Annotated in this window: 23 protein-coding genes; 10 read left to right on the top strand and 13 right to left on the bottom strand. The window is 69.5% G+C overall.

Going from position 1 to position 25,575, the window contains the following annotated elements:
- Positions 1 to 67 precede the first annotated feature (67 nt).
- A complete protein-coding gene (gene glnA, locus ACWDTI_RS06355; RefSeq protein WP_449737196.1) occupies positions 68 to 1,501 on the bottom strand; it encodes a type I glutamate--ammonia ligase in 1,434 nt (477 codons plus the stop codon).
- A 288-nt stretch (positions 1,502 to 1,789) separates the two neighbouring features.
- Between glnA and ACWDTI_RS06350 the strand changes: the two genes are divergently transcribed.
- Positions 1,790 to 2,287, top strand: a complete 498-nt coding sequence (locus ACWDTI_RS06350) for an RDD family protein (RefSeq protein WP_449737417.1) — start codon at positions 1,790 to 1,792, stop codon at positions 2,285 to 2,287.
- 10 nt (positions 2,288 to 2,297) lie between these two features.
- Here the strand turns inward: ACWDTI_RS06350 and ACWDTI_RS06345 are convergent, their stop codons facing one another.
- Positions 2,298 to 3,839 (bottom strand): amino acid permease, encoded by a 1,542-nt coding sequence (locus tag ACWDTI_RS06345; protein ID WP_449737195.1) that lies wholly within the window; start codon positions 3,837 to 3,839, stop codon positions 2,298 to 2,300.
- Between the two features lie 113 nt (positions 3,840 to 3,952).
- On the opposite strand from ACWDTI_RS06345, the gene ACWDTI_RS06340 reads away from it, so the two are divergent.
- The 5 genes from ACWDTI_RS06340 to ACWDTI_RS06320 are packed head-to-tail and all read left to right on the top strand — an operon-like array spanning position 3,953 to position 8,965.
- Positions 3,953 to 5,302, top strand: a complete 1,350-nt coding sequence (locus tag ACWDTI_RS06340; RefSeq protein WP_449737194.1) for a glutamine synthetase family protein — start codon at positions 3,953 to 3,955, stop codon at positions 5,300 to 5,302.
- Positions 5,289 to 6,062, top strand: coding sequence for a gamma-glutamyl-gamma-aminobutyrate hydrolase family protein (locus ACWDTI_RS06335; RefSeq protein WP_449737193.1), 774 nt, complete (start codon positions 5,289 to 5,291; stop codon positions 6,060 to 6,062). The genes ACWDTI_RS06340 and ACWDTI_RS06335 overlap by 14 nt, the downstream gene beginning before the upstream one ends.
- Positions 6,059 to 7,432, top strand: coding sequence for an aldehyde dehydrogenase family protein (locus tag ACWDTI_RS06330; RefSeq protein WP_449737192.1), 1,374 nt, complete (start codon positions 6,059 to 6,061; stop codon positions 7,430 to 7,432). Before ACWDTI_RS06335 ends, ACWDTI_RS06330 begins: the two co-directional genes overlap by 4 nt.
- Positions 7,429 to 8,214 carry a 3-oxoacyl-ACP reductase gene (locus tag ACWDTI_RS06325; RefSeq protein WP_449737191.1) on the top strand — a complete coding sequence of 262 codons (786 nt, stop codon included), beginning with the start codon at positions 7,429 to 7,431 and terminating at the stop codon, positions 8,212 to 8,214. The genes ACWDTI_RS06330 and ACWDTI_RS06325 overlap by 4 nt, the downstream gene beginning before the upstream one ends.
- Before the next feature lie 4 nt (positions 8,215 to 8,218).
- The gene (locus tag ACWDTI_RS06320; protein ID WP_449737190.1) at positions 8,219 to 8,965 is read left to right on the top strand and encodes a FadR/GntR family transcriptional regulator; all 747 of its coding nucleotides are present in this window, start codon (positions 8,219 to 8,221) and stop codon (positions 8,963 to 8,965) included.
- A 44-nt stretch (positions 8,966 to 9,009) separates the two neighbouring features.
- Here the strand turns inward: ACWDTI_RS06320 and ACWDTI_RS06315 are convergent, their stop codons facing one another.
- The 3 genes from ACWDTI_RS06315 to ACWDTI_RS06305 are packed head-to-tail and all read right to left on the bottom strand — an operon-like array spanning position 9,010 to position 11,667.
- Positions 9,010 to 9,759, bottom strand: a complete 750-nt coding sequence (locus ACWDTI_RS06315; RefSeq protein WP_449737189.1) for a DUF4191 domain-containing protein — start codon at positions 9,757 to 9,759, stop codon at positions 9,010 to 9,012.
- A gap of 38 nt (positions 9,760 to 9,797) precedes the next feature.
- Positions 9,798 to 10,493, bottom strand: coding sequence for a response regulator transcription factor (locus tag ACWDTI_RS06310; RefSeq protein ID WP_449737188.1), 696 nt, complete (start codon positions 10,491 to 10,493; stop codon positions 9,798 to 9,800).
- 10 nt (positions 10,494 to 10,503) lie between these two features.
- Entirely contained in the window at positions 10,504 to 11,667 is a 1,164-nt protein-coding gene (locus ACWDTI_RS06305) for a sensor histidine kinase (RefSeq protein ID WP_449737187.1), read from the bottom strand.
- Between the two features lie 170 nt (positions 11,668 to 11,837).
- Between ACWDTI_RS06305 and ACWDTI_RS06300 the strand changes: the two genes are divergently transcribed.
- Positions 11,838 to 12,434 (top strand): universal stress protein, encoded by a 597-nt coding sequence (locus tag ACWDTI_RS06300; RefSeq protein WP_449737186.1) that lies wholly within the window; start codon positions 11,838 to 11,840, stop codon positions 12,432 to 12,434.
- Positions 12,435 to 12,459: 25 nt separating this feature from the next.
- Here the strand turns inward: ACWDTI_RS06300 and lipA are convergent, their stop codons facing one another.
- From lipA to ACWDTI_RS06275, 5 genes are all read right to left on the bottom strand, one after another.
- A complete protein-coding gene (gene lipA / locus ACWDTI_RS06295) occupies positions 12,460 to 13,500 on the bottom strand; it encodes a lipoyl synthase (RefSeq protein WP_449737185.1) in 1,041 nt (346 codons plus the stop codon).
- Positions 13,497 to 14,201, bottom strand: coding sequence for a lipoyl(octanoyl) transferase LipB (gene lipB / locus ACWDTI_RS06290; RefSeq protein WP_449737184.1), 705 nt, complete (start codon positions 14,199 to 14,201; stop codon positions 13,497 to 13,499). Before lipB ends, lipA begins: the two co-directional genes overlap by 4 nt.
- Positions 14,194 to 15,078, bottom strand: a complete 885-nt coding sequence (locus ACWDTI_RS06285; RefSeq protein WP_449737183.1) for a TIGR01777 family oxidoreductase — start codon at positions 15,076 to 15,078, stop codon at positions 14,194 to 14,196. The genes lipB and ACWDTI_RS06285 overlap by 8 nt, the downstream gene beginning before the upstream one ends.
- 5 nt (positions 15,079 to 15,083) lie before the next feature.
- On the bottom strand, positions 15,084 to 16,835 hold the full coding sequence (gene sucB, locus ACWDTI_RS06280) for a 2-oxoglutarate dehydrogenase, E2 component, dihydrolipoamide succinyltransferase (RefSeq protein ID WP_449737182.1): 1,752 nt from the start codon (positions 16,833 to 16,835) through the stop codon (positions 15,084 to 15,086).
- Between the two features lie 266 nt (positions 16,836 to 17,101).
- On the bottom strand, positions 17,102 to 18,649 hold the full coding sequence (locus tag ACWDTI_RS06275; protein ID WP_449737181.1) for a leucyl aminopeptidase: 1,548 nt from the start codon (positions 18,647 to 18,649) through the stop codon (positions 17,102 to 17,104).
- Positions 18,650 to 18,692: 43 nt separating this feature from the next.
- Between ACWDTI_RS06275 and gcvT the strand changes: the two genes are divergently transcribed.
- Entirely contained in the window at positions 18,693 to 19,802 is a 1,110-nt protein-coding gene (gcvT, locus tag ACWDTI_RS06270; protein ID WP_449737180.1) for a glycine cleavage system aminomethyltransferase GcvT, read from the top strand.
- Between the two features lie 52 nt (positions 19,803 to 19,854).
- The gene (locus tag ACWDTI_RS06265) at positions 19,855 to 20,961 is read left to right on the top strand and encodes a branched-chain amino acid aminotransferase (protein WP_449737179.1); all 1,107 of its coding nucleotides are present in this window, start codon (positions 19,855 to 19,857) and stop codon (positions 20,959 to 20,961) included.
- Between the two features lie 84 nt (positions 20,962 to 21,045).
- Here the strand turns inward: ACWDTI_RS06265 and ACWDTI_RS06260 are convergent, their stop codons facing one another.
- The 3 genes from ACWDTI_RS06260 to ACWDTI_RS06250 are packed head-to-tail and all read right to left on the bottom strand — an operon-like array spanning position 21,046 to position 24,446.
- Positions 21,046 to 21,825 carry an adenosylcobinamide-GDP ribazoletransferase gene (locus ACWDTI_RS06260; protein ID WP_449737178.1) on the bottom strand — a complete coding sequence of 260 codons (780 nt, stop codon included), beginning with the start codon at positions 21,823 to 21,825 and terminating at the stop codon, positions 21,046 to 21,048.
- Positions 21,826 to 21,837: 12 nt separating this feature from the next.
- Positions 21,838 to 23,748 (bottom strand): nicotinate-nucleotide--dimethylbenzimidazole phosphoribosyltransferase, encoded by a 1,911-nt coding sequence (gene cobT / locus ACWDTI_RS06255; protein WP_449737177.1) that lies wholly within the window; start codon positions 23,746 to 23,748, stop codon positions 21,838 to 21,840.
- 5 nt (positions 23,749 to 23,753) lie between these two features.
- The gene (locus ACWDTI_RS06250) at positions 23,754 to 24,446 is read right to left on the bottom strand and encodes a DUF3043 domain-containing protein (RefSeq protein ID WP_449737176.1); all 693 of its coding nucleotides are present in this window, start codon (positions 24,444 to 24,446) and stop codon (positions 23,754 to 23,756) included.
- Positions 24,447 to 24,506: 60 nt separating this feature from the next.
- Here ACWDTI_RS06250 and ACWDTI_RS06245 point away from each other — a divergent pair, with 60 nt between their 5' ends.
- Positions 24,507 to 25,562 (top strand): glycerate kinase family protein, encoded by a 1,056-nt coding sequence (locus ACWDTI_RS06245; protein ID WP_449737175.1) that lies wholly within the window; start codon positions 24,507 to 24,509, stop codon positions 25,560 to 25,562.
- The last annotated feature ends 13 nt before the right edge of the window (positions 25,563 to 25,575 follow it).

The following is a 25,575-nucleotide window of genomic DNA, read 5'->3' as shown; positions in this document are numbered from 1 at the left end:
AAGGGCGGTCGGGAACCGGTGTTCTCGACCGCCCTTCGGCGTCAACGATATTCGTTCACGTGTCGGATCACACGTCGTAGTAGAGAGCGAACTCGTACGGGTGCGGACGGATCTGCACCGGCTCGATCTCGTTTTCGCGCTTCAGCGCGATCCAGGTCTCGATGAGGTCCTCGGTGAACACGCCACCGGCGGTGAGGTATTCGTGGTCCTCCTCGAGCTTGTCGATGACCGCGGACAGCGAGGTCGGTGCCTGCGGGATGCCCTTGGCCTCCTCCGGCGGGAGCTCGTAGAGATCCTTGTCGACGGGCTCGTGCGGCTCGATCTTGTTCTTGATGCCGTCGAGTCCGGCCATCATCATCGCCGCGAACGCCAGGTACGGGTTGCCCGAGCTGTCCGGGCAACGGAACTCGAGGCGCTTGGCCTTCGGGTTGTTGCCGGTGATCGGGATACGCACGCACGCACTGCGGTTGCGCTGGCTGTAGACCAGGTTGATCGGGGCCTCGTAGCCCGGGACCAGACGCTTGTAGGAGTTCACCGTCGGATTGGTGAACGCGAGCAGCGACGGCGCGTGGTGCAGGATGCCGCCGATGTAGTAGCGCGCGAGATCCGAGAGGCCCGCGTAGCCGGCCTCGTCGTGGAACAGCGGCTTGCCGTCCTTCCACAGCGACTGGTGCGCGTGCATGCCCGAGCCGTTGTCGCCGAACAGCGGCTTCGGCATGAAGGTGACCGTCTTGCCGTTCTGGAACGCGGTGTTCTTGATGATGTACTTGAACAGCAGCACATCGTCGGCCGCGTGCAGCAGGGTGTTGAACTTGTAGTTGATCTCGGCTTGGCCGCCGGTGCCGACCTCGTGGTGGCCGCGCTCGAGCTCGAAGCCGGCGTTGACCAGGTTGGTCGACATCTCGTCGCGCAGGTCCACGTAGTGGTCGTACGGCGCGACGGGGAAGTAGCCGCCCTTCGGGCGCACCTTGTAGCCCAGGTTGGGGCTGCCGTCCGGGTCGGTCGGGGAGGCGGTGTTCCACCAGCCCGACTCCGACTCGATCTCGTAGAACGTGCCGTTCATCTCCGAGCCGAAGGAGACCGAGTCGAAGATGTAGAACTCGGCTTCGGCGCCGAAGAAGCAGGTGTCGGCGATTCCGGTGGAGGCCAGGTAGTCCTCGGCCTTGCGGGCGACGTTGCGCGGGTCGCGGCTGTAGGCCTCGCGGGTGAACGGGTCGTGGACGAAGAAGCTGACGTTCATCGTCTTGGCCTTGCGGAACGGATCGATGCGCGCCGTCGCCGGGTCGGGCAGCAGCATCATGTCCGACTCGTCGATCGACTGGAAGCCGCGCACCGACGAACCGTCGAACGCCAGGCCGTCCTCGAAGACGGACTCGTCGAATGCCGTGGCCGGGATCGAGAAGTGCTGCATCACGCCGGGCAGGTCGCAGAAACGGATGTCGACGTACTCGACACCCTCCTTCTTGATGCCCTCGAGTAGTTCTTCGTTACTGCTGTACACCGTCCGGTGACTCCTTCACTTGATCGGGGTGCCAGATACTCTGGCGCGCCTCGAATCCGCCACCGAGATTCAGCAGCGGATCTCAGCGAGAACCGTATGGATGCGACGTTGCCCGTGCGTCAAGTCGGTGTTTCTCCTGTGTTACACGCGGCCGAAGCCCGGGACACTCGTCACCCGATCAGCAACGATGCCATGTCCTCGGTTACCGCACCACGCGCATGGGTGAAAAGCCTCCACCTCGTCGGGCACTACCATGGCCATATGGCTCGACCGAACCGGGATTCTTCGATGGCACGCGCGGCCGGATCGTGGCTGTCCGGACCGCAGATGGGTGTCGACACCGACAACGCCTACCGGGGCGAGGACCTCGGCCTGTCCGAATCGGGGCCCGGTTCGCTGGCCGGCGGGTGGCCGCGGGTGGCCGCGCTGCTCGTCGACTGGTTGCTCGCCGGCGGCGTCACCCTGCTGTTCGTCCGCTTCGGATCGCCCTCGCTCGGTACCTGGGTGCTCGCCGTCTGGTTCGTCATCGGTCTGGCATCGGTGACCTTCTTCGGCTTCACCCCGGGCCAGTTCGCCCTCGGCCTGCGCACCGCGCGGGTGGATTACGGTCCCGACCGTGTGACCGCGGAGGTGACCGGCAAGGTGCCGTTCGCCGCGGTCGGGCCGGTGCGGGCGTTCGCCCGGCAACTGCTCATCGTGTTCATCGTGCCCGCGCTGATGAACGACTACAACGGACGTGCCCTGCACGATCGCGCGACCGGCACCGCCATCGTGCGGTCGCGCTGATCGGCAAGCCTCACTCGGTGTGGCCCTTCAGGATCTCGTCCTCGATGGTGCCGCCGAGCCCCTCGGTCTCCGGGTCGTAGCCGTGCAGACCGCCGCTGACCGCGTACTCCTCCTCCGGTGACAACACGAGCCGGTGGCGTCCGTAGAACCCGAAGATCAACAATCCGATCACATAGAGCACGACGATCGCGATGACCGCGGACCGGTAGTCGGGGTTGATCAGCACACCGACAAAGGTGATGGCCGCGATGACGAAGGCCACGGCCGCGCCGCCGACACCGGTCGGGCTGATGTAGGGCCGCCGGGCGTTGGGGAACTTGCGGCGCAGGATCACGAACGACACCATCTGCAGCATGTAGGCGAGCACTGCACCCCACACCGCGATGTTCAGCACGATCGCGCCGGCGCCGGTCAGCCAGTACTCGATGATCAGCAGTGCGACGAAACCGATCACCGCGCCGGCGAGCAGCGCGACGAACGGGGTCTGGCGGGAACCGGTCAGCGACAACACCTTCGGGTAGTAGCCCGCCCGGCTCAGCGAATACAGGTTCCGGCCGTAGGCGTACATGATGCCCTGCAGGCTGGCGAGCAGACCGATCAGCGCGAACGCCGAGAGCACCGACGCCCACCCCGGGGGGAGGAATGCGCGGAACCCGTCGAGCAGCGGTTCGTCCGACGAGCCCAGTGACTGCGAGCCGGTGACGGCCGGGTTGAGGAAGAAGACGATCGCGGCGCAGCCGACCAGCGAGACCATGCCCCAGATACCCGCCCGCGGGATGTCCTTGGTGGGCTCGTGGGCCTCCTCGGCGGCCAGCGGCAGTTCCTCGATCCCCAGGAAGAACCACATCGCGAACGGCAGGGCGTAGAGGATCCCGAGCCAGCCGAACGGCAGGACGTCGCTCGAGCCGGATTTCGCCGGGTCGGGATCGATGTCGAGCAGCTTGCCGAAGTCGACGGCCCCGTTGGCGATGGCGAGGATGCCGAACAGCACCAGGATCGCGATGGACACGATGGCCACGATGATGGCGAACTTGAACGACGCCTCCGCGCCCCACGAATTGAGGCCGATGAAGACGGCGTAGAGGATCAGCCACCACACCCAGGCGGGCATGTTCAGCCCGAACAGGTCGTCGGTGATCGCGTTGGCGTACGACGCGGAGAAATAGACCACCACGCCGGTGGTGAACACATACTCGATGGTCTCGGCGAAGCCGGTGACGAACCCGCCCCACGGCCCCATCGCCGCACGGGCGAACGAGTACGCGCCGCCGGTGTGCGGCATCGCCGCCGACATCTCGCCGATGGAGAACAGCATGCCGAAGTACATGACGATGATGATCAGCGCGGCGATGCCCAGCCCGGCCCAGCCGGCCTGCCCGATGCCGTAGTTCCAGCCGGAGAAGTCGCCCGAGATGACCGCGGCGATGCCGATGCCCCAGATGCCCCAGAATCCGGCGCTGCGTTTGAGCTGGCGTTTCTCGAAGTAGCCGTCCTCGGCGTGCGTGTAGGTCGCGCCGGACGATTTCATGGCGGATCGCGGAGTGTCGGTCATTGCGTAAGAGTAGGAGTTCAAAGGTCGGTCTAACTACCTTTAAAACGAAACAATTCGGTTAAATCGACCGGTCGCCACGAGTGAGTCGAACGTCCAATGGTTGACTTGTCGTCATGCTGACGCTGACCGACCTCAAGGGGCTCGTCGCCGCCGGCGACATCGACACGGTGATCGTGGCGTTCTGCGACATGCAGGGGCGACTGACCGGCAAACGGGTGTCGGCCCGGCTGTTCCTCGACGACGTCGCCGCACATGGCTCGGAATGCTGCAACTACCTGCTCGCCGTCGACGTCGAGATGAACACCGTCGACGGCTACGCGATGTCGAGCTGGGACACCGGCTACGGCGACATGGTGATGACACCGGATCTCACGACCCTGCGCCGGGTGCCCTGGCTGCCCGGGACCGCGCTCGTCATCGCGGATCTCTCGGCGACCGACGGAACCCCGGTCGCGGCGGCCCCGCGCAGCATCCTGCGCCGGCAGATCGATCGGCTCGCCGAGCGGGGCCTCGTTCCCTATGTGGGAACGGAACTCGAATTCATGGTGTTCGACAACACCTTTCGCGAAGCATGGACCCGCCGATACCACGATCTCACCCCGGCGACCGACTACAACGTCGACTACGCGATGCTCGCCTCGACCCGGATGGAACCGCTGCTGCGCGACATCCGGCTCGCCATGGACGGTGCCGGGATGTACTGCGAAGGGGTGAAGGGGGAATGCAACCTCGGCCAGCAGGAGATCGCCTTCCGTTACGACGAGGCGCTGGTCACCTGCGACAACCACACCATCTATCGCAACGGCGCCAAGGAGATCGCCGACCAGCACGGCAAGAGCCTCACCTTCATGGCGAAATTCGATGAGCGAGAAGGCAACAGCTGCCACATCCACATCTCGCTGCGGGGCGAGGGCGGCACCCCGGTGTTCGCCGATCATGACGCACCCGACGGCATGTCGGCCATGTTCGGTCACTTCGTCGCCGGCATCCTCGCCTCGCTTCGCGAACTGACACTGTTCTTCGCGCCGAACATCAACTCCTACAAGCGTTTCGTCGATGGCAGCTTCGCGCCCACGGCGGTCGCCTGGGGCATGGACAACCGCACGTGTGCGCTGCGGGTCGTCGGGCACGGGCCCGGGATGCGAGTCGAATGTCGTGCCCCGGGTGGCGATGTCAACCAATACCTCGCCGTCGCCGCCCTGATCGCGGCCGGACTCGACGGCATCGACCGGGAATCGGCGTTGCCGCCCAAGGCCTCCGGCAACGCGTATCTCGGCGATGCGGAACGGCTGCCGACCTCGCTCGCGCAGGCGGCCGACCTGTTCGCCGGTTCCGCGTTGGCGCGCAGCGCGTTCGGCGACGACGTCGTCGAGCACTACCTCAACAACGCCCGGATCGAACTGGCCGCCTACGGTGCGGCGGTGACCGATTGGGAGAGGGTGCGGGGCTTTGAGCGACTGTGAGCGTGACGCCGATGTCCGCACGGACCGGCCGGTGATCGGGCTGACCACGTACCTCCAGCAGGCGCAGACCGGGGTGTGGGACGTCCATGCCAGTTTCCTGCCGCACGTCTACTTCGACGGAGTCGCCCGCGCCGACGGCATCGCGGTGCTGCTCCCGCCGCAGCCGGTGGATCCGGCGGTGGCCGCCCGGGTGGTCGACGGACTCGACGGCCTCGTGCTGACCGGCGGGATGGACGTGAATCCGGCTGCCTACCACCAGGACCGGCATCCGCAGACCGATACCCCCGACACGGTGCGCGACGCCTGGGAGTTCGCGCTACTCGAGGCCGCGCTGGACCGCGGTCTCCCGGTGCTCGGCATCTGCCGGGGCATCCAGGTGCTCAACGTCGCGCTCGGCGGGACGCTGCACCAGCATCTGCCCGACGTGCTCGGCCACTCGCGGCATCGGGCAGGCAACGCGGTGTTCTCCACCACCGACATCACGGTCACGCCGGGCACCCGTCTCGCCGCACTGGTCGGCGACCACCTGCACGCGGAGTGCTATCACCACCAGGCCATCGACCGGGTGGCCGAGCCCCTGGTCGTCAGCGCCCGCGACGAGGAGGGACTCGTCGAGGCGGTCGAGGTGCCGGGGGAGCCGTTTGTCGTGGGCGTGCAATGGCATCCGGAGGAACGCCTCGACGACCTGCGGCTGTTCGAGGCGGTGGTCGACGCCGCGCGGGTGCGGATGGTGGGGGCCACGAAGGGCTATTTCTCATGACGAGCGTCGACCTGATCAACCCCGCCACCGAGCAGACCATCGACACCGTCGAGCTGCTCGACGCCGACGCCGTCGCCGATGCCGTCGCGAAAGCCGCGTCCGCGCAACGGGTGTGGGCCGCATTGCCGCCCGCCGGGCGGGCCGCCGGACTGCGGGCGTTCGCCGCCGTCGTCGAACGGCATCGTGACGAGCTGGCCGCCCTCGAGGTCGCCAATTCGGGTCATCCCGTCGGGCAGGCGCGCTGGGAGGCCGAGCACGTCCGCGACGTGCTGACCTTCTACGCGGCCACCCCGGAGCGCTTGTCCGGTAAGCAGATCCCGGTGGCCGGCGGCATCGACATCACGTTCTGCGAACCGATCGGGGTGATCGGGGTGATCACCCCGTGGAACTTCCCGATGACGATCGCCTCCTGGGGGTTCGCGCCGGCGCTCGCCGCGGGAAACGCGGTGGTGCTCAAGCCCGCCGAGCCGACGCCGCTGACGTCGTTGCGGCTGGCCGAACTCGCGGTCGAGGCCGGACTGCCCGACGGTCTGCTGGCCGTGCTGCCCGGTCGCGGCGACGTCGTCGGGGAGGCGATGCTCGGCCATCCGGGGATCGGCAAGATCGTGTTCACCGGGTCGACGCGCACCGGAAAGCACGTGATGGCCCGCGCGGCCGATTCGGTGAAGCGGGTGACCCTCGAACTCGGCGGCAAGAGCGCCAACATCGTGTTCGCGGACTCGGATCTGGAGCGTGCGGCGGCCACCGCGCCGTACGGGGTGTTCGACAACGCCGGTCAGGATTGCTGTGCGCGCAGCCGAATCCTGGTGCAGCGCAGTGTCTACGACCGGTTCATGGAGCTGCTGGAGCCGGCCGTGGCCGGGGTGCGGGTGGGTGATCCGGCCGACGAACAGACCGAGATGGGTCCGCTCGTGTCGCGGGCGCACTGGGACAAGGTCGCCTCGTATGTCGGAGACGACGCGCCCGTCGCGTTCCGCGGCAGTGCCCCCGACGGGCCCGGCTTCTGGTTCCCCCCGACGGTTCTCACCCCACCGCGCACCGATCGGTCGGTGACCGAGGAGATCTTCGGGCCGGTCGTCACGGTTCTGCCGTTCGACGACGAGGCCGACGCGATCGGGCTGGCCAACGCCACCGACTACGGCCTGTCGGGATCGATCTGGACCACCGACCTGTCGCGGGCACTGCGGGTGTCGCGGGCCGTCGCCGCCGGGAACCTGTCGGTCAACTCGCATTCGTCGGTCCGCTACACCACCCCGTTCGGCGGGTTCAAACAGTCCGGGCTCGGCCGCGAACTCGGCCCCGATGCGCCGTGGGGTTTCACCGAGACCAAGAACGTCTTCCTCGCCGTCGACCCCGAAGGGACATCATGAGCAGCACAGTCGATCTCACCCAGCGCCTGGCCGGCCGGGTGGCCGTGATCACCGGGGGTGGCAGCGGTATCGGACTCGCCTCGGCGCGACGCATGCGGGCCGAGGGGGCGACCGTGGTGATCGGCGACCTCGACCCGGATGCGGGTAAGCGGGCGGCCGACGAGGTCGGCGGACTCTTCGTCGCGGTCGATGTCGCCGACCGTGAACAGGTCGACGACCTCTTCGACACCGCCGCCGACCGCTTCGGCGCCGTCGACATCGCCTTCAACAACGCCGGCATCTCCCCGCCGGAGGACGACCTGATCGAGACCACCGATCTCGACGCCTGGGATCGGGTGCAGACGGTGAACCTCACCTCGGTGTACTTCTCGTGCCGCGCCGCGCTCCGGCACATGACCGAACGGGGCCGCGGATCGATCATCAACACCGCGTCGTTCGTCGCGGTGATGGGTTCGGCCACCTCGCAGATCTCCTACACCGCCTCGAAGGGCGGCGTGCTGGCCATGTCGCGGGAGCTCGGGGTGCAGTACGCGCGGCAGGGCATCCGGGTCAACGCCCTGTGCCCGGGGCCGGTGAACACGCCGTTGCTGACCGAACTCTTCGCCAAGGACCCCGAACGCGCCGCGCGCCGGCTGGTGCACGTCCCGGTGGGCCGCTTCGCCGAGCCCGAGGAACTCGCCGCCGCCGTGGCCTTCCTCGCCAGCGACGACGCCTCCTTCATCACCGCGTCGACGTTCCTGGTCGACGGCGGGATCAGCTCCGCGTATGTGACGCCGCTGTAGTGCCATGACGACCGCCCCGCGCATCGCCGACCTCTCCGACACCCTGCTCGCACCGGTCCGCCCGGCCAACGCGTTCGAGGAAACCGTCGGACGGCTGCTGCAGATCATCCGGCTGGGCGTGTGCGCGCCCGGGGAGGCGATCCCGCCCGAGCGCGATCTCGCGGTCCGTCTCGGCGTCAGCCGGGACACCGTCCGCGAGGCCATCCGGGCACTCGCCGACGCCGGTCTGCTGGTGTCACGCCGCGGCCGCTACGGCGGCACATTCCTCGCCGAGGAGCTGCCGTCGGCAGGATCCGCGGCCGGACTCGCAGTGGGCTCACACGCCGAGCCGATCACCCCGGCCGAGGTCGACGACGCCCTGCGCGTGCGGGAGATCCTCGAGGTGGGGGCGGCGCGGATGGCCGCGGGGCGGACGTTCAGCGCCGCCGAGCGCGAGCTGTTGTGGAGTCGGCTGACCGACACCCGCGGGGTGGGTGGCGACGACTACCGGCGCCTGGATTCCCGGCTGCACCTGGCGATCGCCGAGGCCGCCGGGGCGCCCTCGCTGGTCACGCTGGTGGCCGACAACCGGATGCGGATCAATCGGCTGCTGGATCGGATTCCGCTCCTCGAACCCAACCTGGCGCACTCCGAGGAACAACACGAGGCCATCGTCATCGCGATCCTGGCGGGCAACGCCGACGGTGCCGCCGACGCGATGCGCACGCACGTCGAAGGGACCGCGACGCTCCTCCACGGATTCCTGGACTGAGCGACGCTGCGGCCGGGCGCCGGCGGCTGGGCGCAGGTGCTGAGTCAGGCGCCCTTGCGCTTGGCGGTGCGCTGCATGCCGCGGACCTTCGCGTTGCCGGGGATCGGTCCCTTCGGCATGCCCGGACCGGGCTGGCGGCCGCCGATCGCGGCCAGGCGTCCGTCGAGGGTGTCGATGCGCTTGGCGTCGATGTTCGACGGCAGCTTGTTGATGTGGCGTTCCAGCTTGCTCAGCGGCACCTGGCCGTCGTCGTTGCCGACGATGATCTCGTAGATGGGGGTGTCGCCGACGATCCGGGCGGCCTTCTTCTTCTCTTGTGACAGAAGGGATTTCACGCGTGTGGGGGAGCCCTCGGCGACCAGGATCACGCCTGGCTTGCCGATCACCCGGTGCACCGCGTCGAGATGCGAGTTGCCGGTGACCGCCTGCTTGACCCGCCACTGTCCGCGCATGTTGCTCAGCGCCCAGCCCGCGGCGCCGGGCTGGCCCTCCGCCTTGGTGTACACCGATCGCTGCACCCGCCGGCCGAACAGCACGAAGGCCGCGAGGAGACCGAGCACGATGCCGATCGGCAGCAGGAACCAGACGTGCCCGATGAGCAGACCGATGACGACGAACACGGCGACGACGAGCAGGAGGACGCCCACCATGTACGGGATGAGGCGGCTGTCTTCCTTCCGCTGCATCTGGAAGGCCTGCCACAGCTGTTGGCGCCGCTCTTTCGAGGCGGCCCTCCGTGCCTTCTTCGCTTCGGCCTTCGCCTCTTTGCTTACCGATGACTGCGCCTTTGCCATGCGATCAGTCTACGGCGCCCGGTTCGTGCCGCGGACGATCAGTCCCGGTCGTACTCGGGCAGCACCAGGCCGTGGTCGAAGGCGTACACGATCGCCGCCGCCCGGTCGCGGAGATCGAGTTTGGTGAAGATGTGATTGATGTGGCTCTTGACGGTCACCTGGGAGATCTGCAGGTCTGCGCCGATCTCGGCGTTGGAGCTGCCGCGAGCCATCAGCCGCAGGACGTCGGCCTCGCGGTCGGTGAGCTCCGCCGAGGCCGCGCGCGCCCGGCCGGCGGCCGGATCGCGGAATCCCTGCAGTACCCGGCCGGTGACCGCGGGATCGAGGAAGGCGCCGTCGCGGACCACCGCACGTACCGCCCAGATCAGCGACTCCGCCGACGAGTCCTTCAGGATGAACCCGGCCGCACCGGCGCGCAGGACGCCGGAGAGCAGCTTGTCGTCGTCGAAGGTCGTCAGCGCGAGCACCGGCGGAGGCGTGCGCAGCGTGCGCACCATGGCGGTGGCGGTGATGCCGTCGACATTGCGCATCCGCAGATCCATCACCACGATGTCGGGTGTGCTCGTCGCGATCGCGGCGAGCACCTCGGAGCCGTCGGCGCACTCGCCGACGATCTCGAAGCCGTCCCGGGGGCGCAGGATGCGGCGCAGCCCGGTGCGGATCAGTTCCTGGTCGTCGACGAGCAGCACGCGGATCGGCGACGCCGACGCCTCGTCGTGGCCGGCCGTGCTCATGACGGGGCCGTCACGAGGTCAGTTCCTGATCGGCGACGACCCGGGTCGGCAGGACTGCGCGCACCGACCAGACACCGCCGTGGGCAATGACCTCGAGGCGCCCGCCGAGGGTGCGAGCGCGGTGTGTCATGCCGCGGATCCCGCTGGCATCCGCCGACGGTGCCGCGTCGATCGCCGTGTACGGATTGTCCACCCGCACCGTCACCTCGTCGTCGTGCACGTCGATTCTCACCGAGGCACGTTGCGCAGCAGAGTGTTTGGCGACATTGGACAGCGACTCCTGGACGATCCGATACAGCGCCGCGCCGACCGGGGTGGGGAGCCGATCGACGGGTCCGGTCATCCGGTAGTCGATGTCGATGCCCGCGCGGCGGTAGTCGCCGACGAGCGGTGACAGGTCGTCGGCTCCGGGCGTCGGGGCGTGCGTGTCGTCGTCGGCGCCGAGGACATGGACGATGTGACGGATCTCGGCCATCGCCTGCCGCCCCTGGCGTTCCGCGTCGGACAGTGCGTCGAGGGCCTCGGGGAGATCGTCACCGTGGGCGAGCGCATGCCGGGCGGCGGTGATGTTGAGCATCGTGATGGACAACGAATGGGCGATCACGTCGTGGATCTCCCGCGCGATGCGTCGTCGTTCGTCGCTGGCCGCACGGTCGGCGCGGGCCCGCAGCACCCGGGCCTGGTTGTCGGCCAACCGCTTCTGGATCAGCACCATGTACCCGACGAGCCATCCGCAGGCGACACCGAGCAGGTACGCGGCCGGCGACGCCAGATTGCCGACGAGCCCGAACACCACGATCACCGTCGCCGACACCGCCGCGATGATCAGTCCCGTACGCAGTGAATGCATGGCAGCCCCGATCGCGGTGACCAGTGCCAGCGACAACGGGGCGACGTCGGTGCCGACCGGTGTCATCAGGAAGCACGCGGTGCCGACGATCATCGGTGCTCCGCACACCACCGCTCCGGGGCGGATCAGATCGAGCGCCAACGAGGTCAGGGCGAACACGAGGCCGGCCGCCACCCACCACGGGTTGGCGAACGGAAAGCGTTGTACGACAGCGGCGATCGTGACACCGAAACAGCTGGACATCACGATGGCCGGATACAGGGGTGGATAGTCGCCACCGGCCAGCATGATCCGGTGCCGCACGGTTGCCGCAATACCCGCCACGTGACCACTATATGGCCGTTTCGCCCCGGTTCATCCGCCCCGTGGTTGACATCGTCCTCCACCCACGGGTGGAGGACGCACCCTTCCCTGGCATGCGGATTCGGTGTGGCCGTGTCCCTACCGTCAAAGGTGAATGATCCGAACATCTTTCGACATGGGAAGGAGGCATCGTGACCATCGACATCGGGCCCTGTCGGGTCCACTGGGAAGAGGGTGCCGCGGTGAGCGGGCGCACCGGCCGGCGGCTGGTGATCGGCTACAGCGGCAGCGACGCGTCACGCCGTGCGCTGCGGGCGGCGCTGACGACGGCGTCGCCGGCCGACGACATCGTTCTGGTCTGTGCGGTGCGACGGCGCAGCGACGGGCCGGCAACCCCACTGCACGACGCCCTGAAGTCCGAGGCGTATCTGTTGACCGCGTCGGCGGGCATCGACGAGTTGTTGCGGTGTGGGCGGGAGGCGGCCCACGCCGCGGGTGCCGCGTCGGTCGACGTGCGCAGGGGGACCGGAAGTCCCTCGGCGGTGCTGGCGGGCGTGGCGGCAGAGGTCGGTGCGTCGGTCGTCGTGCTCGGGATGAGCGGCCGGCGACCGGGCGGCCTCGCGAGAACCCTGCACCGCAGGCTGTCGGCGGACGTCGACCTTGTCGTCACCGACGGAACGACCCATCTGCATGCGGCGTCCACCCGCCCGTCGCTGCGCCGGCCGGAACCGGCGGATCGTCGTGCGGCCTGGGATCCGGCGATGTGGCGTCTCCCGCAGCCGAACTGAGGTGATCGGCCCGGGCGAACGGAGGCTACTTGGCGAGCCGTGCCAGCAGGCTCGACGCCTCCTGGCTGGCCGAGCCCTCCTCGGCGAGATGAGCCATCGCCGGCGAGAGTTCGCGGCCGTGGCGGGCCATGGCCTGCGCGTAGAGCCGCCCGGCCCGATAGGACGACCGGACCAGCGGACCGGCCATCACACCGGCGAAGCCGAGTTCTTCCGCGAAGTCGGAGTGATCGACGAACTCCTCGGGCTTGACCCAGCGTTCCACCGGATGGTGCCGCGGCGAGGGCCGCAGGTACTGGGTGATGGTGAGGATGTCGCAGCCCGCCTCGTGCAGATCCACGATCGCCGACTGGACCTCCTGCGGGGTCTCACCCATGCCCAGGATCAGATTCGACTTGGTGACCAGGCCGAAGTCGCGGGCCTGCGTGATGACGTCGAGGGACCGCTCGTAGCGGAACGCCGGGCGGATGCGCTTGAAGATCCGCGGCACGGTCTCCAGGTTGTGCGCGAGAACCTCGGGGCGAGCGTCGAACACCTCGGCCAACAGGTCCGGCTTGGCGTGGAAGTCGGGGATCAGGTTCTCCACGCCGGTGCCCGGGTTGAGGCGGTGGATCGCGCGGACGGTCTCGGCGTAGAGCCAGGCGCCCTCGTCGGGCAGGTCGTCGCGGGCGACGCCGGTGATCGTCGAGTACCGCAGGCCCATCGCCTGCACGCTCTCGGCGACGCGGCGGGGTTCGTCGCGGTCGAGCTCGGCGGGCTTGCCGGTGTCGATCTGGCAGAAGTCGCAGCGCCGGGTGCACTGCTCGCCGCCAATGAGGAAGGTGGCCTCCCGGTCCTCCCAGCATTCGTAGATGTTGGGGCAGCCGGCCTCCTCGCAGACCGTGTGCAGGCCCTCGCGCTTCACCAGCCCCTTGAGCTCGGTGTACTCCGGACCCATCGTCGCCCGCGTCTTGATCCAGCCGGGCTTGCGTTCGATCGGGGTCTGCGCGTTGCGCACCTCGAGGCGCAGCAGCTTGCGGCCGTCCTGGGCGGTGGGGGTGGAGTGGTCGCTGGAGGGGGAGGCTGTCACTGTTCGGATCCTACGCTCGCGGTGGCGCGCGCCTCGGACGCGCGATGAGGGGTATCGAGGGCCGACGACACGGCGGCGGCGACCGGGTCGAGGAGTTCGTCGACGGTGATCGGCCGGCCGGTCTCGCGGCTCAGCGACGTCACCCCGGCGTCGGCGATCCCGCACGGGACGATCGCGTCGAAGGCCGACATGTCCGGGTCGATGTTGAGGGCGAACCCGTGCAGCGCGACGCCGCGCGCCACCCGGATGCCGATCTGGCCTAGCTTGCGCTCCCGGGCTTCCCCGGTGATCCACACGCCGGAGCGCCCGTCGACGCGACCGGTGGTCACGCCGACGCCGGCGCACACCGCGATCAGCGCCTCTTCCAGCCGCCGCACGTACTCGACGACGTCGAGCGGCTCGGCGAGCTTGACGATCGGATAGCCGACCAGCTGGCCGGGGCCGTGCCAGGTGATCCGGCCGCCGCGGTCCACGTCGATCACCAGGGAACCGTCGGTCGGCCGGTCGCCGTCCTCGGTGCGTTTGCCCGCGGTGTAGGTCGACGGGTGTTCGAGCAGGAGCAGCACGTCGTGATCGAGCACGCCGTCGGCGCGGTCGGTGGCCAGCCGGTGCTGCAGCTCATAGGTGGGGACGTAGTCGACGACGCCGAGTCGGCGCACCTCGATGGGCGCCTGCGACGCCCGAATGGAAATCTCACGCATTGATGTAATCCAGAGCATCGTTGATCGACTGATGGTCGAAGGTGAAACCGTGTTCGGTGAGCACAGAGGGTGCAACGCGCTGACTGAACAGAATCATTTCCTCGGCCATCTCACCGCCGAGCGTCTTGGCCACCACCCCGGGCACCGACAGGATGGTCGGCCGGTGCATGGACCGGCCGAGCGCGCTCGCGAACTCGCCGAACGGCAACGCGCCCGGCGACGACAGATTCACCGGGCCGTCGATGTCCGACTCCAGCAGATACGCGATGGCCCGGACCTCGTCGGGCAGGGTGATCCAGGAGAAGAACTGCTTACCGTTGCCGATCGAGCCACCGGCGCCGAGCCAGAAGACCGGACGCAGCTTGGCCAGCAGTCCGCCCTTGCGGGACAGCACCGGAGCGGTGCGCAACAGCGCGACCCGCGTCTTCCCGCCGGCGTTCTCGGTGGCCGCCCGCTCCCAGTCGGTGACCAGGCCGGCGAGGAACCCCGCACCGGCCGAATCGGATTCGGTCGCGGCGTGCGTTCCGGTGTCGCCGTAGAAGCCGGTCGCGCTCGCGGACAGGAAGATCGGCACACCCGCCCGCGCGACGCCCTCGGCCAGCACCACCGTCGGCGTGATCCGGGAGTCCCGGAGTTCCTGCTTGAACCGCCCGGTCCAGCGCTGGTTGCCGACGCCGACCCCGCCGAGCGCGACGACCGCGTCGGCACCCTCGAGAGCCTCGTCGGGAACTCCGAAAGTCTCCGGGTCCCAACTGAACTCGTCGTCGGACAGCGCTTCGCGCCGGACCAGGCGGACGACGTCGTGCCCGGCCCCGCGCAAGGCGGGGACCAGGGCCGAACCGATCAGTCCCTGCGAGCCGGCTACGACAACCCGCATGAGGTCTAGAGTCCGAGGTCGGCCGTGAACTCTCCGGCCTCGAGACGCTTCTTGATGGTGGTCAGGAAGCGGCCGGCGTCGGCGCCGTCGATCAACCGGTGATCGTAGGTCAGCGGCAGGTACGACATCGACCGGACGGCGATCGACTCCGAACCGTCGGCACCGGTGATGACCACCGGACGCTTGACGATGGCCCCGGTGCCCAGCATCGCCGCCTGCGGCGGCACCAGGATCGGGGTGTCGAACAGCGCGCCCTGGCTGCCGATGTTGGTGATGGTGAACGTGCCACCGGCCAACTCGTCGGGCTTGAGGCCGCCGACTCCCTTGCGGGCGCGGGCCGCGATGTCGGCGATCGAGCGCGCCAGGCCGGCGATGGACAGGTCGTCGGCGTTGTGGATCACCGGCGACAGCAGACCCTGCTCGGTGTCCACCGCGAATCCGAGATGCACCTTGTCGTAGTAGGTGATCTCCTTCTTGTCCTCGTCGATCGACGCATTGACGTTCGGGTGCAGCTTGAGTGCCTCGACGACGGCCTTCGCGATGAACGGCAGGAAGGTCAGGTTGACGCCCTCGGATGCCTTGAACTGCTCTTTGGCGGCCTTGCGCAGATTGACGATCTTGGTCATGTCGACCTCGAAGACCTGGGTGAGCTGAGCGCTGGTCTGCAGCGACTCGCGGGTCTTCTTCGCGGTGATCTGCCGGATGCGGTTGATCTTCTGCGTGGTGCCGCGCAGCTCGGCCAGTTCCGGCTTCACCTCGGGCGCGGACGACGCGGCGGCCGGGGCGGCGGCGGCCGGCGCCGCAGCGGCGGGCGCGGCGGCGGCGGGGGCCTTGGCGGCTTCCGCGGCCGCGAGCACGTCCTGCTTGCGGATACGGCCGCCGACGCCGGTGCCCTTCACGGAGTTCAGATCGATGTTGTTCTCCGAGGCCAACTTCCGGACCAGCGGGGTCACATACGGCGTGGACTCCTGGGTCGGCGGCTCGGACTTGGCCGCGGCGGCCGCGGGCTTGGGTGCGGGCTTCGACGGCTCCGGTTCCGGCTCGGGCGCTGCCTCGGCAGCGGGCTCCGGTTCGGGCTCGGGCTCGGGCTCCGGCTCTGGCTCCGGTTCGGGTTCCGGTGCGGACTTGGCCGCCGACGCGTCGCCGATCACGGCGAGCTTGCCGCCGACCTCGACGACGTCGTCCTCCTGCGCGACGATCTCCAGCAGGGTGCCGGCGACCGGGGACGGGATCTCGGTGTCGACCTTGTCGGTGGAGACCTCGAGCAGCGGCTCGTCGGCGGCGACCTCGTCGCCGACCTGCTTGAGCCAGTTGGTCACGGTGCCCTCGGTGACGGACTCGCCCAGCTCGGGCATCACGACGTCGGTGCCCTGCGCGGAACCGCCGCCGGAGGTCGCCGCCGCCGCCGGCTTCTTCGCGGGCTCGTCGGTGTCGGTCGAGGGCGCCTCGGCAGGCTCCTCCTCGGCCTGCGCTTCGGCCGGTTCGTCGTCACCGGAGGAGTCGGCCGGGGCCGCTTCGCCTTCCTCGCCGATGAGGGCCAGCTCGCCGCCGACCTCGACCACGTCGTCCTCGGCGGCGATGATCTTCGTCAGCACACCCGAAGTGGGAGCGGGGATCTCGGTGTCGACCTTGTCGGTCGACACCTCCAGCAACGGCTCGTCGGCCTCGACGGTGTCGCCCTCCTCCTTCAGCCACCGGGTGACTGTTCCTTCGGTGACGCTTTCACCCAAGGCGGGCATCTGGACGGAGAAGGCCATTGTTGTTGACTCCTGAACTCGACGTGTGGTCACGGGGGCTGTGCGCCTTCGGTGTGTGCGCCTCGGGTGCACGAACGGCGTGCGGCGGGTGAGCCGACCGTCCTTCGGTAACCCTACCCGGGCATGTCACCTCCGACGTGGCGTGTGTCGAACTCGATCCGGAGGTGTCGGATCCGGCCGTTCACGGCGCCTCGGATCCGGGCGTTCACGGCCCGTCCGATGCAGCCGTTCTCGCCTCGGATCCGGCCGTTCACGGCCGGTCCGATTCAGCCGTTCTCGGCGATGTCCTCGAGCACGCGCGCGATGGTGCGGACCGGAACGCCCGTGCCGCCCTTCGGCGTGTAGCCCCACGGACCGCCGGTGTTGAAGGCGGGTCCGGCGATGTCGATGTGCGCCCACCCGACACCCTCGGGGACGAACTCCTTGAGGAACAGGCCGGCCGAGAGCATGCCGCCGTTGCGATGGTTGGTGACGTTGGCCAGATCGGCGACGCGGGACTTGAGATCCGCGCGCAGCTCGGCGGGCAATGGCATCGCCCAGGCGTTCTCGCCGACCTCCTGCGACAGAGCCGCCACCCGGTCGCGGAACTCCGCGGTGCCCACGACGCCCGGCGTGCGGGAGCCGAGCGCGACCATCTGCGCGCCGGTCAGGGTCGCGGTGTCGATGAGGTAGTCGGGCTCGTCCTCGGCGGCCCGCACGATCGCGTCAGCCAGGATGAGCCGGCCCTCGGCGTCGGTGTTGAGAACCTCGACGGTGGTCCCGCCGTACTGGGTGAGCACGTCGCCCGGGCGCTGCGCGGTACCCGACGGCATGTTCTCGGCCATCGGCACGGTGGCGACGACGGTGACGTCGACGTCGAGCCGGGCGGCCAGGATGACGGCCGCGATGACCGCAGCCGCGCCGCCCATGTCCGAGGTCATGTGGTCCATGTTGGCGGCCGGTTTGATGGAGATGCCGCCGGTGTCGAAGGTGATGCCCTTGCCGACGAGGGCAACCTTCTTCGCGCCCTTCTTGCCGGTGTGGGTCAGCCGGACCAGCCGCGGCAGCCGCGACGATCCCTTGCCGACGCCGATGATGCCGCCGTAGCCGCCCTTCTCCAGCGCCTTGTCGTCGAGCACCTCCACCGCGAGGCCGGCCGTGCTGCCCAGATAGCGGGCGCGTTCGGCGAACTCCTCCGGGTACAGGTGACTCGGCGGGGTGTTGACGAAGTCGCGGGCGATCGCCACCGCGTCCGCGACGGCGACGGCACGGGTGAGTTCGGCCTTGGCGTCGCGGCCCTTGTCCTCGACGAGCAGCGTGATGCGGGCCGGCGGCGACTTCTTCGGGGCGGTCTTGTCGGAGCGGAAGGCATCGAATCGGTACGCGCCCAGGAAGAATCCCTCCGCGACCGCGCCGAGGTTCACCGCGGACAGGGTGGTCGCCGCCTGGGCGACGCCGTCGAGTTCGCGGGCGACGATGCCGGCGGCCTGCCGGAGTTTGTCGGCGTCGTCGAGATCGTCGGCGCCGCCGAGGCCGACCGTGATGACCACGTCGACGCCGAGGCCGGCGGGGGCCGGGATCCGGGTGACCTCACCGTGCGATCCCGACGCGCCGAGGGCATGCACCGCGGCGGCGACGGCCTCGGCCTGCGCGTCGTCGAGGATGCCGTCGATGATCGAGAGGGTCGGGTCGGCGTCGGGATCGCCGTTCTTCCCGTCGCCGTTCTTGTCCGGCGCGATGAGGCCGATCACCAGTGCCTTGTCGCCCTTGTCGAGGGTGCTTGCCAGCTGCAGTTCCGGGCCGCGCACGCGGTCGACGTTCTCGTTCTTGGTCACGGGCACAACTCTAGTCACCCGGCGCCTTCGGTAACCTCCACCCATGACCGAACTGCTCGCCGGACCCATCGCCGATCGACACGTCGCCCTCGGCGCCACCTTCGCCGAGTTCGGCGGCTGGAACATGCCGGTGTCCTACGCCGGCACCGTCGCCGAACACACCGCGGTCCGTGAGGCGGTCGGGATCTTCGACGTCAGTCACCTCGGCAAGGCGCTGGTCGCCGGGCCGGGTGCCGCGGCGTTCGTCAACCGCACCCTGACCAACGACCTGGGCAAGATCGCGCCGGGCAAGGCGCAGTACACGTTGTGTTGCAACGACTCCGGAGGCGTGGTCGACGACCTGATCGCCTACCTGGTGAGCGACGACGAGGTGTTCCTGGTGCCCAACGCGGCCAACACGGCCACCGTCGTCGCGCAGCTGTCGGCCGTCGCGCCGGACGGCGTGACCGTCACCGACGCGCATCGCGAGTTCGGGGTGTTCGCCGTGCAGGGGCCGCGCGCGCCGGAAGTGTTGTCCGGCTTGGGTTTACCCACCGACATGGAGTATATGGCGTTCGCCGACGCGGATCTGGCCACCGCCGACGGGCCCAGGCCGGTGCGGGTGTGCCGCACGGGTTACACCGGGGAACGGGGCTACGAGATCCTGCCGCGCTGGGACGATGCTGGGCCGGTGTTCGACGCACTGCTGGCCGCCGTGAGCGACCACGGGGGACAGCCGGCCGGCCTGGGCGCCCGCGACACGCTGCGCACCGAGATGGGTTACGCACTGCACGGTCATGAGCTGAGCACCGACATCACCCCGGTGCAGGCGCGCGTCGGATGGGCCGTCGGATGGAAGAAGCCGGAGTTCTTCGGCCGCGACGCGCTGATCGCGGAGAAGGCGGCCGGGCCGGCGAGGCGACTGTTCGGTCTGAAGGCGACCGGTCGGGGAGTGCCCCGCGCCGACTGTGCGGTGCTCGCCTCCCCCGGTGGCGCACCGATCGGGCGGTGCACCTCGGGCACGTTCTCGCCGACCCTCAAACAGGGGATCGCGCTCGCGTTGCTGGACACCGACGCGGACCCCGCGGTGGGCGGCGAGGTGATCGTCGACGTGCGCGGGCGTGACCTGGCCTGCGAGATCGTGGCGCTGCCGTTCGTCGAGTCGCACGTCTGACACACGATCGACCGGTCGGAAATCATTTGCCGCCCGGCGGTACGATTGGCCAATGACCTTGCAGTTCACGCGTACCGAGCATCCCCACCCGGTGTCCGAGAGCCGTCGGGCCGAGATCCTCGCGGCCCCCGGATTCGGCAAGTACTTCACCGACAACATGGTGATGATCGACTACGACGTAGACCGCGGCTGGCACAACGCGAACGTCCGTCCGTACGGCCCGATCGCGCTCGACCCCTCGGCGATGGTGCTGCACTACGGCCAGGAGGTCTTCGAGGGGCTCAAGGCCTACCGGCAGCCCGACGGATCGATCGCGGCGTTCCGCCCCGAGTCCAATGCGCTGCGCCTGCAGCGTTCCGCGGAACGCCTCGCGATGCCACCGCTGCCCGTCGACGTCTTCATCGAGTCGTTGCGCGTGCTGCTCGACGCCGACAACGAGTGGGTGCCGGCCGCCGGCGGTGAAGAGGCCCTCTACCTGCGGCCGTTCATGTTCGCCTCGCAGGCCGGTCTCGGCGTCAACGCACCGTCGAACTCCTACATCTACGCGCTGATCGCCTCGCCGGCCGGCGCCTACTTCTCCGGCGGCATCAAGCCGGTCAGCGTGTGGCTGTCCACCGAATACGTGCGTGCCGCACCCGGCGGTACCGGCTTCGCCAAGTGTGGCGGCAACTACGCCGCCGCGTTCCTCGCGCAGCAGCAGGCGGTCGCCAACGGCTGCGATCAGGTCGTCTGGCTCGACGCCATCGAACGCCGCTACATCGAGGAGATGGGCGGCATGAACATGTTCTTCGTGTTCGGCTCCGGCTCCGATGCGCGGCTGGTCACCCCGGAACTGTCCGGCTCGCTGCTGCCCGGTATCACCCGGGAATCGTTGCTGCAGTTGGCAACCGACGCCGGCTTCACCGTCGAGGAACGTCGCATCAGCACCGAGGAACTGCGCAAGGGTGTCGCGTCGGGCGACATCAGCGAGGTCTTCGCCTGCGGCACCGCCGCCGTCATCACCCCGGTCGGCCGGGTCAAGGGCGACAACGAGGACTATCTGATCGGCGACGGCACCACCGGCGAGGTCACCCAGGCGCTGCGCGACACGCTCACCGGCATCCAGCGCGGCACCTTCGCCGACACGCACGGCTGGATGACCGAGCTCTACCGCCGCTGACGCGCCGGTGCCCCGCACAACCGCGCACGCTGCGTGATCACGCGTCAATTATTGACGCGTGATCGCGCTGTGAGCGCTCTTGGGTCAGAACAGCAGACCGACGAGGGTGATGGCCGTCGCCAGTTCGATCACGGCGCCGAGAACATCGCCCGACATGCCGCCGAGCCGCCTCGCGCAGTGGCAGGTGAACAGCCACGCGAACGCCAGCGCCACGCCCACGGCGACGACGTACTGCGCCGCCGACGCCGCGTCAAAGGTGTTGCCCCGCAACCCTCCGACGCACGCCGCGAGCACCATGGCGATCGTCGGCCAGATGACCACGCCGATGCGCTGGGTGCCCGCGACCAGTGCGCCGAAACCGTCCGGATGCGCCGGCGGCAGGCCGCGCCGGGCGCCGATCACCGCGGCGACCCGACCGACGATCACGGCGAGTGCGATCGCGGCCCAGTCATGGCGATCGGTGAGAGCGCCGAACCCGACGACCTCCACGAGCATCACGGCGACGAGCGTGGCGACTCCGAACGGTCCCACGGTGCCACTGCGCATCACCTCGGCCACCCGCTCCGGCGGGCCGTAACAGCCGAGACCGTCGGCGGTGTCGGCGAGACCGTCGAGGTGCATACCGCGGGTGACCAGCGCCAGGAGGACCACCACGAGGACGCCGATCATCGTGCTCGGCAGGTCGGTCTGGTCGAGTCCGAAAGCTATTGCAGTGCAGAGCAATCCGATCAGACCGCCGACCACCGGAGTGGCGCTGACGGCGGCTCCGCCGGTGCTGCGGTCCATCGTGACCCGCGGTTGGGGGACCGGTAGCACCGTCAGCCAACTCACCGCCACGTGGACGGCCCGGATCGGATGCGGCATCGTCGCCGGGTGTCAGGCGCCGGTCGAGACGGGCGCCGCGGCGTCGTCGCGGTCGCTGACCCCGGCCTCGGCGAACGTGGCCATCGAGGTGAGGATGTCGATCGACGACGCGACCACCGGGAGTGCGGTGAGCGCGCCGCTGCCCTCACCCAGCCGCATCGACATCTCCAGCAGCGGCGTCAGGTCGAGATGTTCGAGGGCGATGGTGTGGGCGGGCTCGGCCGAACGGTGGCCGGCGATCCACCAGCGCGAGGCGCCCGGTGCGAGTTCGTCGGCGACCAGTGCGGACGCGGTGACGACGACCCCGTCGAGGATCACCGGCGTCCGGCGGATCGCCGCCTGCGCGAGGAAACCCGCCATGGCGGTGAGGTCCGCGCCGGCCACGGTGGCCAGCAGCGACAGCGGATCGTGGCGGTGCCGTCGGGCACGGCGCATACCGTCGCGGATGGCGGCGGTCTTGCGGATCCAGCCGGCGTCGTCGATCCCCGTCCCGCGTCCGACGATCTCCACGGGTTCGCGCCGGGTGACGGTGCCGATCAGCACGGTGGCCGGGGTGGTGTTGCCGATGCCCATCTCGCCGGCGATCAGCAGGTCCGCGCCGCTGTCGACGAGACCGTCGGCGATCGCCCGGCCTGCGGCCAGTGCCTGCCGGGCCTCGGCGATGGTCAGCGCATCGGTGTGCCGCAGGTCGCCGCTGCTGCGGCGCACCTTGTATCGCGACACCTCGGGCGCGGTGTCGGCGTCGACGGACATGTCATAGACCCGCACGGTCGCGCCGGCACGGCGGGCCAGTACGTTCACCGCGGCACCGCCGGCCGCGATGTTCGCGACCATCTGAGCGGTGACCTCCGGGGGGAACGCCGACACGCCGCCCTGGGCCACCCCGTGGTCGCCGGCGAACACCGCGACCGTCGGCTGCGTGAATTGTCGTGGGGGACATGTGCCCTGGCATGCGGACAGCCAGATGCCGATCTCCTCCAGGCGACCGAGGGAGCCGGGCGGTTTGGTCAGGGTCGCGTGCCGCTCACGTGCGGCGGCCTCGGCGGTGAAGTCGGGGCCCGGGACGGGGTCGAACACCTCGGCGTCGGTGGCGTCGAGATCGGCTGCCGGTGTGGGTGGCTCGGTTGCCGTGGGCGGGGTGTCGGAAGTTGTCGCGGGCGGGGTGTCGGAAGTGGCCGCACGCGGGGTGTCGGAAGCTGCCGCGGGGAGAGTGGTTGCCGTGACGGCGGCAGCGGTAGCCGTGGGCTGAGGAGCGGTTGCCGTGACCGGAGGAGTCGTTGCCGTGACCGGAGGAGCGGTGTCCGTGGCCGCGGGAGTGGTTGCCGCGGGCACAGGAGTGGTTGCGGCCGTCGGGATCTCGGTGGCGGTCGGCGTCAGGGGTTCGGCCAGGGGCGTGGTCAATTCGAGCACCCGGCCGGCCACGACCAGCACCACGCGGTCGCAGACCGCGGCGACCGCCGCGTTCAGGGCGCCGAGCTCGTCCTGGAAGCGGCGTCCCGCCGGGGTCGGCGGCACCACCGAGAGGCCCACCTCGGGGCTGATGATCACCAGGTCGTCGTCGAAATCACTGATGGCCGAGCAGATTTCGGCGTGAGCGGCCGACAGGTCGAGATCCTCGGCGGTCCAGCCGGCGGTGGCGTCGAGGTGTGCGGCGAGCCAGTTGCCGAGGTCGTCGACCAGCGTCGGAACCGTCTCCGCGCGCAGGGTGGCGGCGAGGTCGGTGGATTCGACGGTGGTGTACCGGTCACCCCGCCGCGCCCGGTGGGCGGCGACCCGAGCCACCCATTCGGCATCCGAAGAGGTTGTCGGCCCGGTCGCGACGTAGCGCACCCGCGGATGACCGGTGAGCAGTTCCTCGCCGAACGACGACTTACCCGACCGCACTCCGCCCAGGACGAGAGTGCGTGTCCCCCGAGACACCACCGTGCTCAGACCTCGTCGCCCGGCGACACCACCGGCTTGGGAGCGCGCATCCGGCGCAGCTGCATCGCGCGGGTGAAGGCGTACCAGCCGAGGCGGAACCCGGTCTCCGTCGGCTCGACGTCGGGATAGCGCTCACGGACGCGCCGATTGACCAGCCGGCCCAGGATGACCGCGTCGATCGCCATCAGGATGACGAACGCGAGCAGCACGAAGTTGGCGTAGACGGCGATGGCCGGGACGAACATGACCACGATCAGTGCGATGGCGAACGGCATGAAGAGCCCGGCGAAGTTGCGCCGCGAATCGACGAGGTCGCGGGTGAAACGCTTGACCCTGCCCTTGTCGCGGGCCGGCAGGTACTTCTCGTCGCCGGCCATCATCTTCTCGCGCTGCTCCATGCGCAACGCGCGCCGCTCGTCGGAGAGCTTGCGCTTGTCCTCTTTGGACAGGCTGCTCTTGATCTCCTTCTTGCGGGCGCGGGCCTCCGAGCGGGTCGTCGGCGGCGGCGACACGGGACCGCGTCGCCGGCCCTGCGCCTCACGCCGGCTCGGAGTGGGCCGGCCTTTGCCCGGGGTCTGGGCGCTGCCTTTGGTAGCGGTGTCGGTGCCGGTCGCCGCCTCGTCCGCAACCGCATCCGCGACCGGCACATCAGCGGCAGCCGCGGCCGAATCGTCGTTGGACTTCCATGGCAACTTCACGTATTCGAGCGTAGGCGATCCGTACTGCCGTGGTTCGCAGACCTCCCTATACTTCGGCGCATGCGGGTACTGATCGCGCCGGATTCCTTCGGGGACACACTCTCTGCCGTCGCCGCGACCGCGGCCATCGCTCGGGGATGGTCGGCCGCCCGACCCGACGACGAGCTGGTGCCCGCACCCCAATCGGATGGTGGGCCGGGCTTCGTCGACGTCCTGGCCTCCCGTTTCGGTGAGATCCGTACGGTCAGGGTGGCCGGCCCGCTCGGCGCCGCGGTCGACGCGGCATGGCTGTTCGACGACCGCGGATCCTCGCCGGTCGGCTACGTCGAATGCGCCCAGGCGTGCGGCCTGCATCAGCTCGGCGGTCGCCCGACGCCCCGCACCGCGCTCTCCGCGGACACCACCGGTGTCGGCGAGGTCATCGCCGCGGCGCTCGACGCCGGGGTCGGATCCATCGTGGTCGGGCTCGGCGGCTCGGCGACCAGCGACGGTGGCCGCGGCATGATCGACGCGCTCGGCGGACCCGACGCCGCGGCCCGCCTACTGTCGGGGATCGACATCGTCGCGGCCTCCGACGTGGAGAATCCGCTGCTCGGGCCGCTGGGTGCGGTGGCAGTGTTCGGACCGCAGAAGGGTGCCGACGCGGACGCACTGGGCCGGCTCGAGGAACGCATGACGCAGTGGTCGAGGGTGCTGGGGCGGCTGGCCGGTCGCGACATCTCCGGCGAGCCGGGCGCGGGTGCGGCCGGCGGCCTGGGTGCGGCGTTGCTCGCGCTGGGCGGGCGCCGGGTCTCCGGCGCGACCGTGGTGGCCGACGCCACCGACCGCGACGCCGCGCTGGCCGCATCGGACCTGGTGATCACCGGCGAGGGCAAGTTCGACTCGCAGACGCTGCGCGGCAAGGTGGTCTCCGCGCTGAACGCGACCGCGCAGCAGGCGGGCATCCCGACCGTCGTGTTCGCCGGGCAGGTGGCGCTGAGCCCCGACGAGATCACCGAGGCCGGTATCGCCTCGGCGCACGCGATCGTCGACATCGCCGGCTCCGTCGAGGTGGCGATGAACGACGCCGACAACCAGCTGACCCGACTCGCCGAACAGGTGGCGGCCCGGTGGTGACGGATCGCGAGGT

Source organism: Gordonia sp. NPDC003424, assembly GCF_053588655.1.
This window is presented reverse-complemented; position numbering and strand designations above follow the sequence as displayed.

Coding starts and splice junctions, on each gene's coding strand:
- ACWDTI_RS06320 (WP_449737190.1), top strand. CDS start 8,219: ATGACGACCGCCCCGCGCATCGCCGACCTCTCCGACACCCTGCTCGCA.
- lipB (WP_449737184.1), bottom strand. CDS start 14,201: ATGCGTGAGATTTCCATTCGGGCGTCGCAGGCGCCCATCGAGGTGCGC.
- ACWDTI_RS06310 (WP_449737188.1), bottom strand. CDS start 10,493: ATGAGCACGGCCGGCCACGACGAGGCGTCGGCGTCGCCGATCCGCGTG.
- ACWDTI_RS06345 (WP_449737195.1), bottom strand. CDS start 3,839: ATGACCGACACTCCGCGATCCGCCATGAAATCGTCCGGCGCGACCTAC.
- ACWDTI_RS06350 (WP_449737417.1), top strand. CDS start 1,790: ATGGCACGCGCGGCCGGATCGTGGCTGTCCGGACCGCAGATGGGTGTC.
- ACWDTI_RS06315 (WP_449737189.1), bottom strand. CDS start 9,759: ATGGCAAAGGCGCAGTCATCGGTAAGCAAAGAGGCGAAGGCCGAAGCG.
- gcvT (WP_449737180.1), top strand. CDS start 18,693: ATGACCGAACTGCTCGCCGGACCCATCGCCGATCGACACGTCGCCCTC.
- ACWDTI_RS06245 (WP_449737175.1), top strand. CDS start 24,507: ATGCGGGTACTGATCGCGCCGGATTCCTTCGGGGACACACTCTCTGCC.
- ACWDTI_RS06285 (WP_449737183.1), bottom strand. CDS start 15,078: ATGCGGGTTGTCGTAGCCGGCTCGCAGGGACTGATCGGTTCGGCCCTG.
- ACWDTI_RS06265 (WP_449737179.1), top strand. CDS start 19,855: ATGACCTTGCAGTTCACGCGTACCGAGCATCCCCACCCGGTGTCCGAG.
- ACWDTI_RS06325 (WP_449737191.1), top strand. CDS start 7,429: ATGAGCAGCACAGTCGATCTCACCCAGCGCCTGGCCGGCCGGGTGGCC.
- ACWDTI_RS06340 (WP_449737194.1), top strand. CDS start 3,953: ATGCTGACGCTGACCGACCTCAAGGGGCTCGTCGCCGCCGGCGACATC.
- sucB (WP_449737182.1), bottom strand. CDS start 16,835: ATGGCCTTCTCCGTCCAGATGCCCGCCTTGGGTGAAAGCGTCACCGAA.
- ACWDTI_RS06260 (WP_449737178.1), bottom strand. CDS start 21,825: ATGCCGCATCCGATCCGGGCCGTCCACGTGGCGGTGAGTTGGCTGACG.
- ACWDTI_RS06330 (WP_449737192.1), top strand. CDS start 6,059: ATGACGAGCGTCGACCTGATCAACCCCGCCACCGAGCAGACCATCGAC.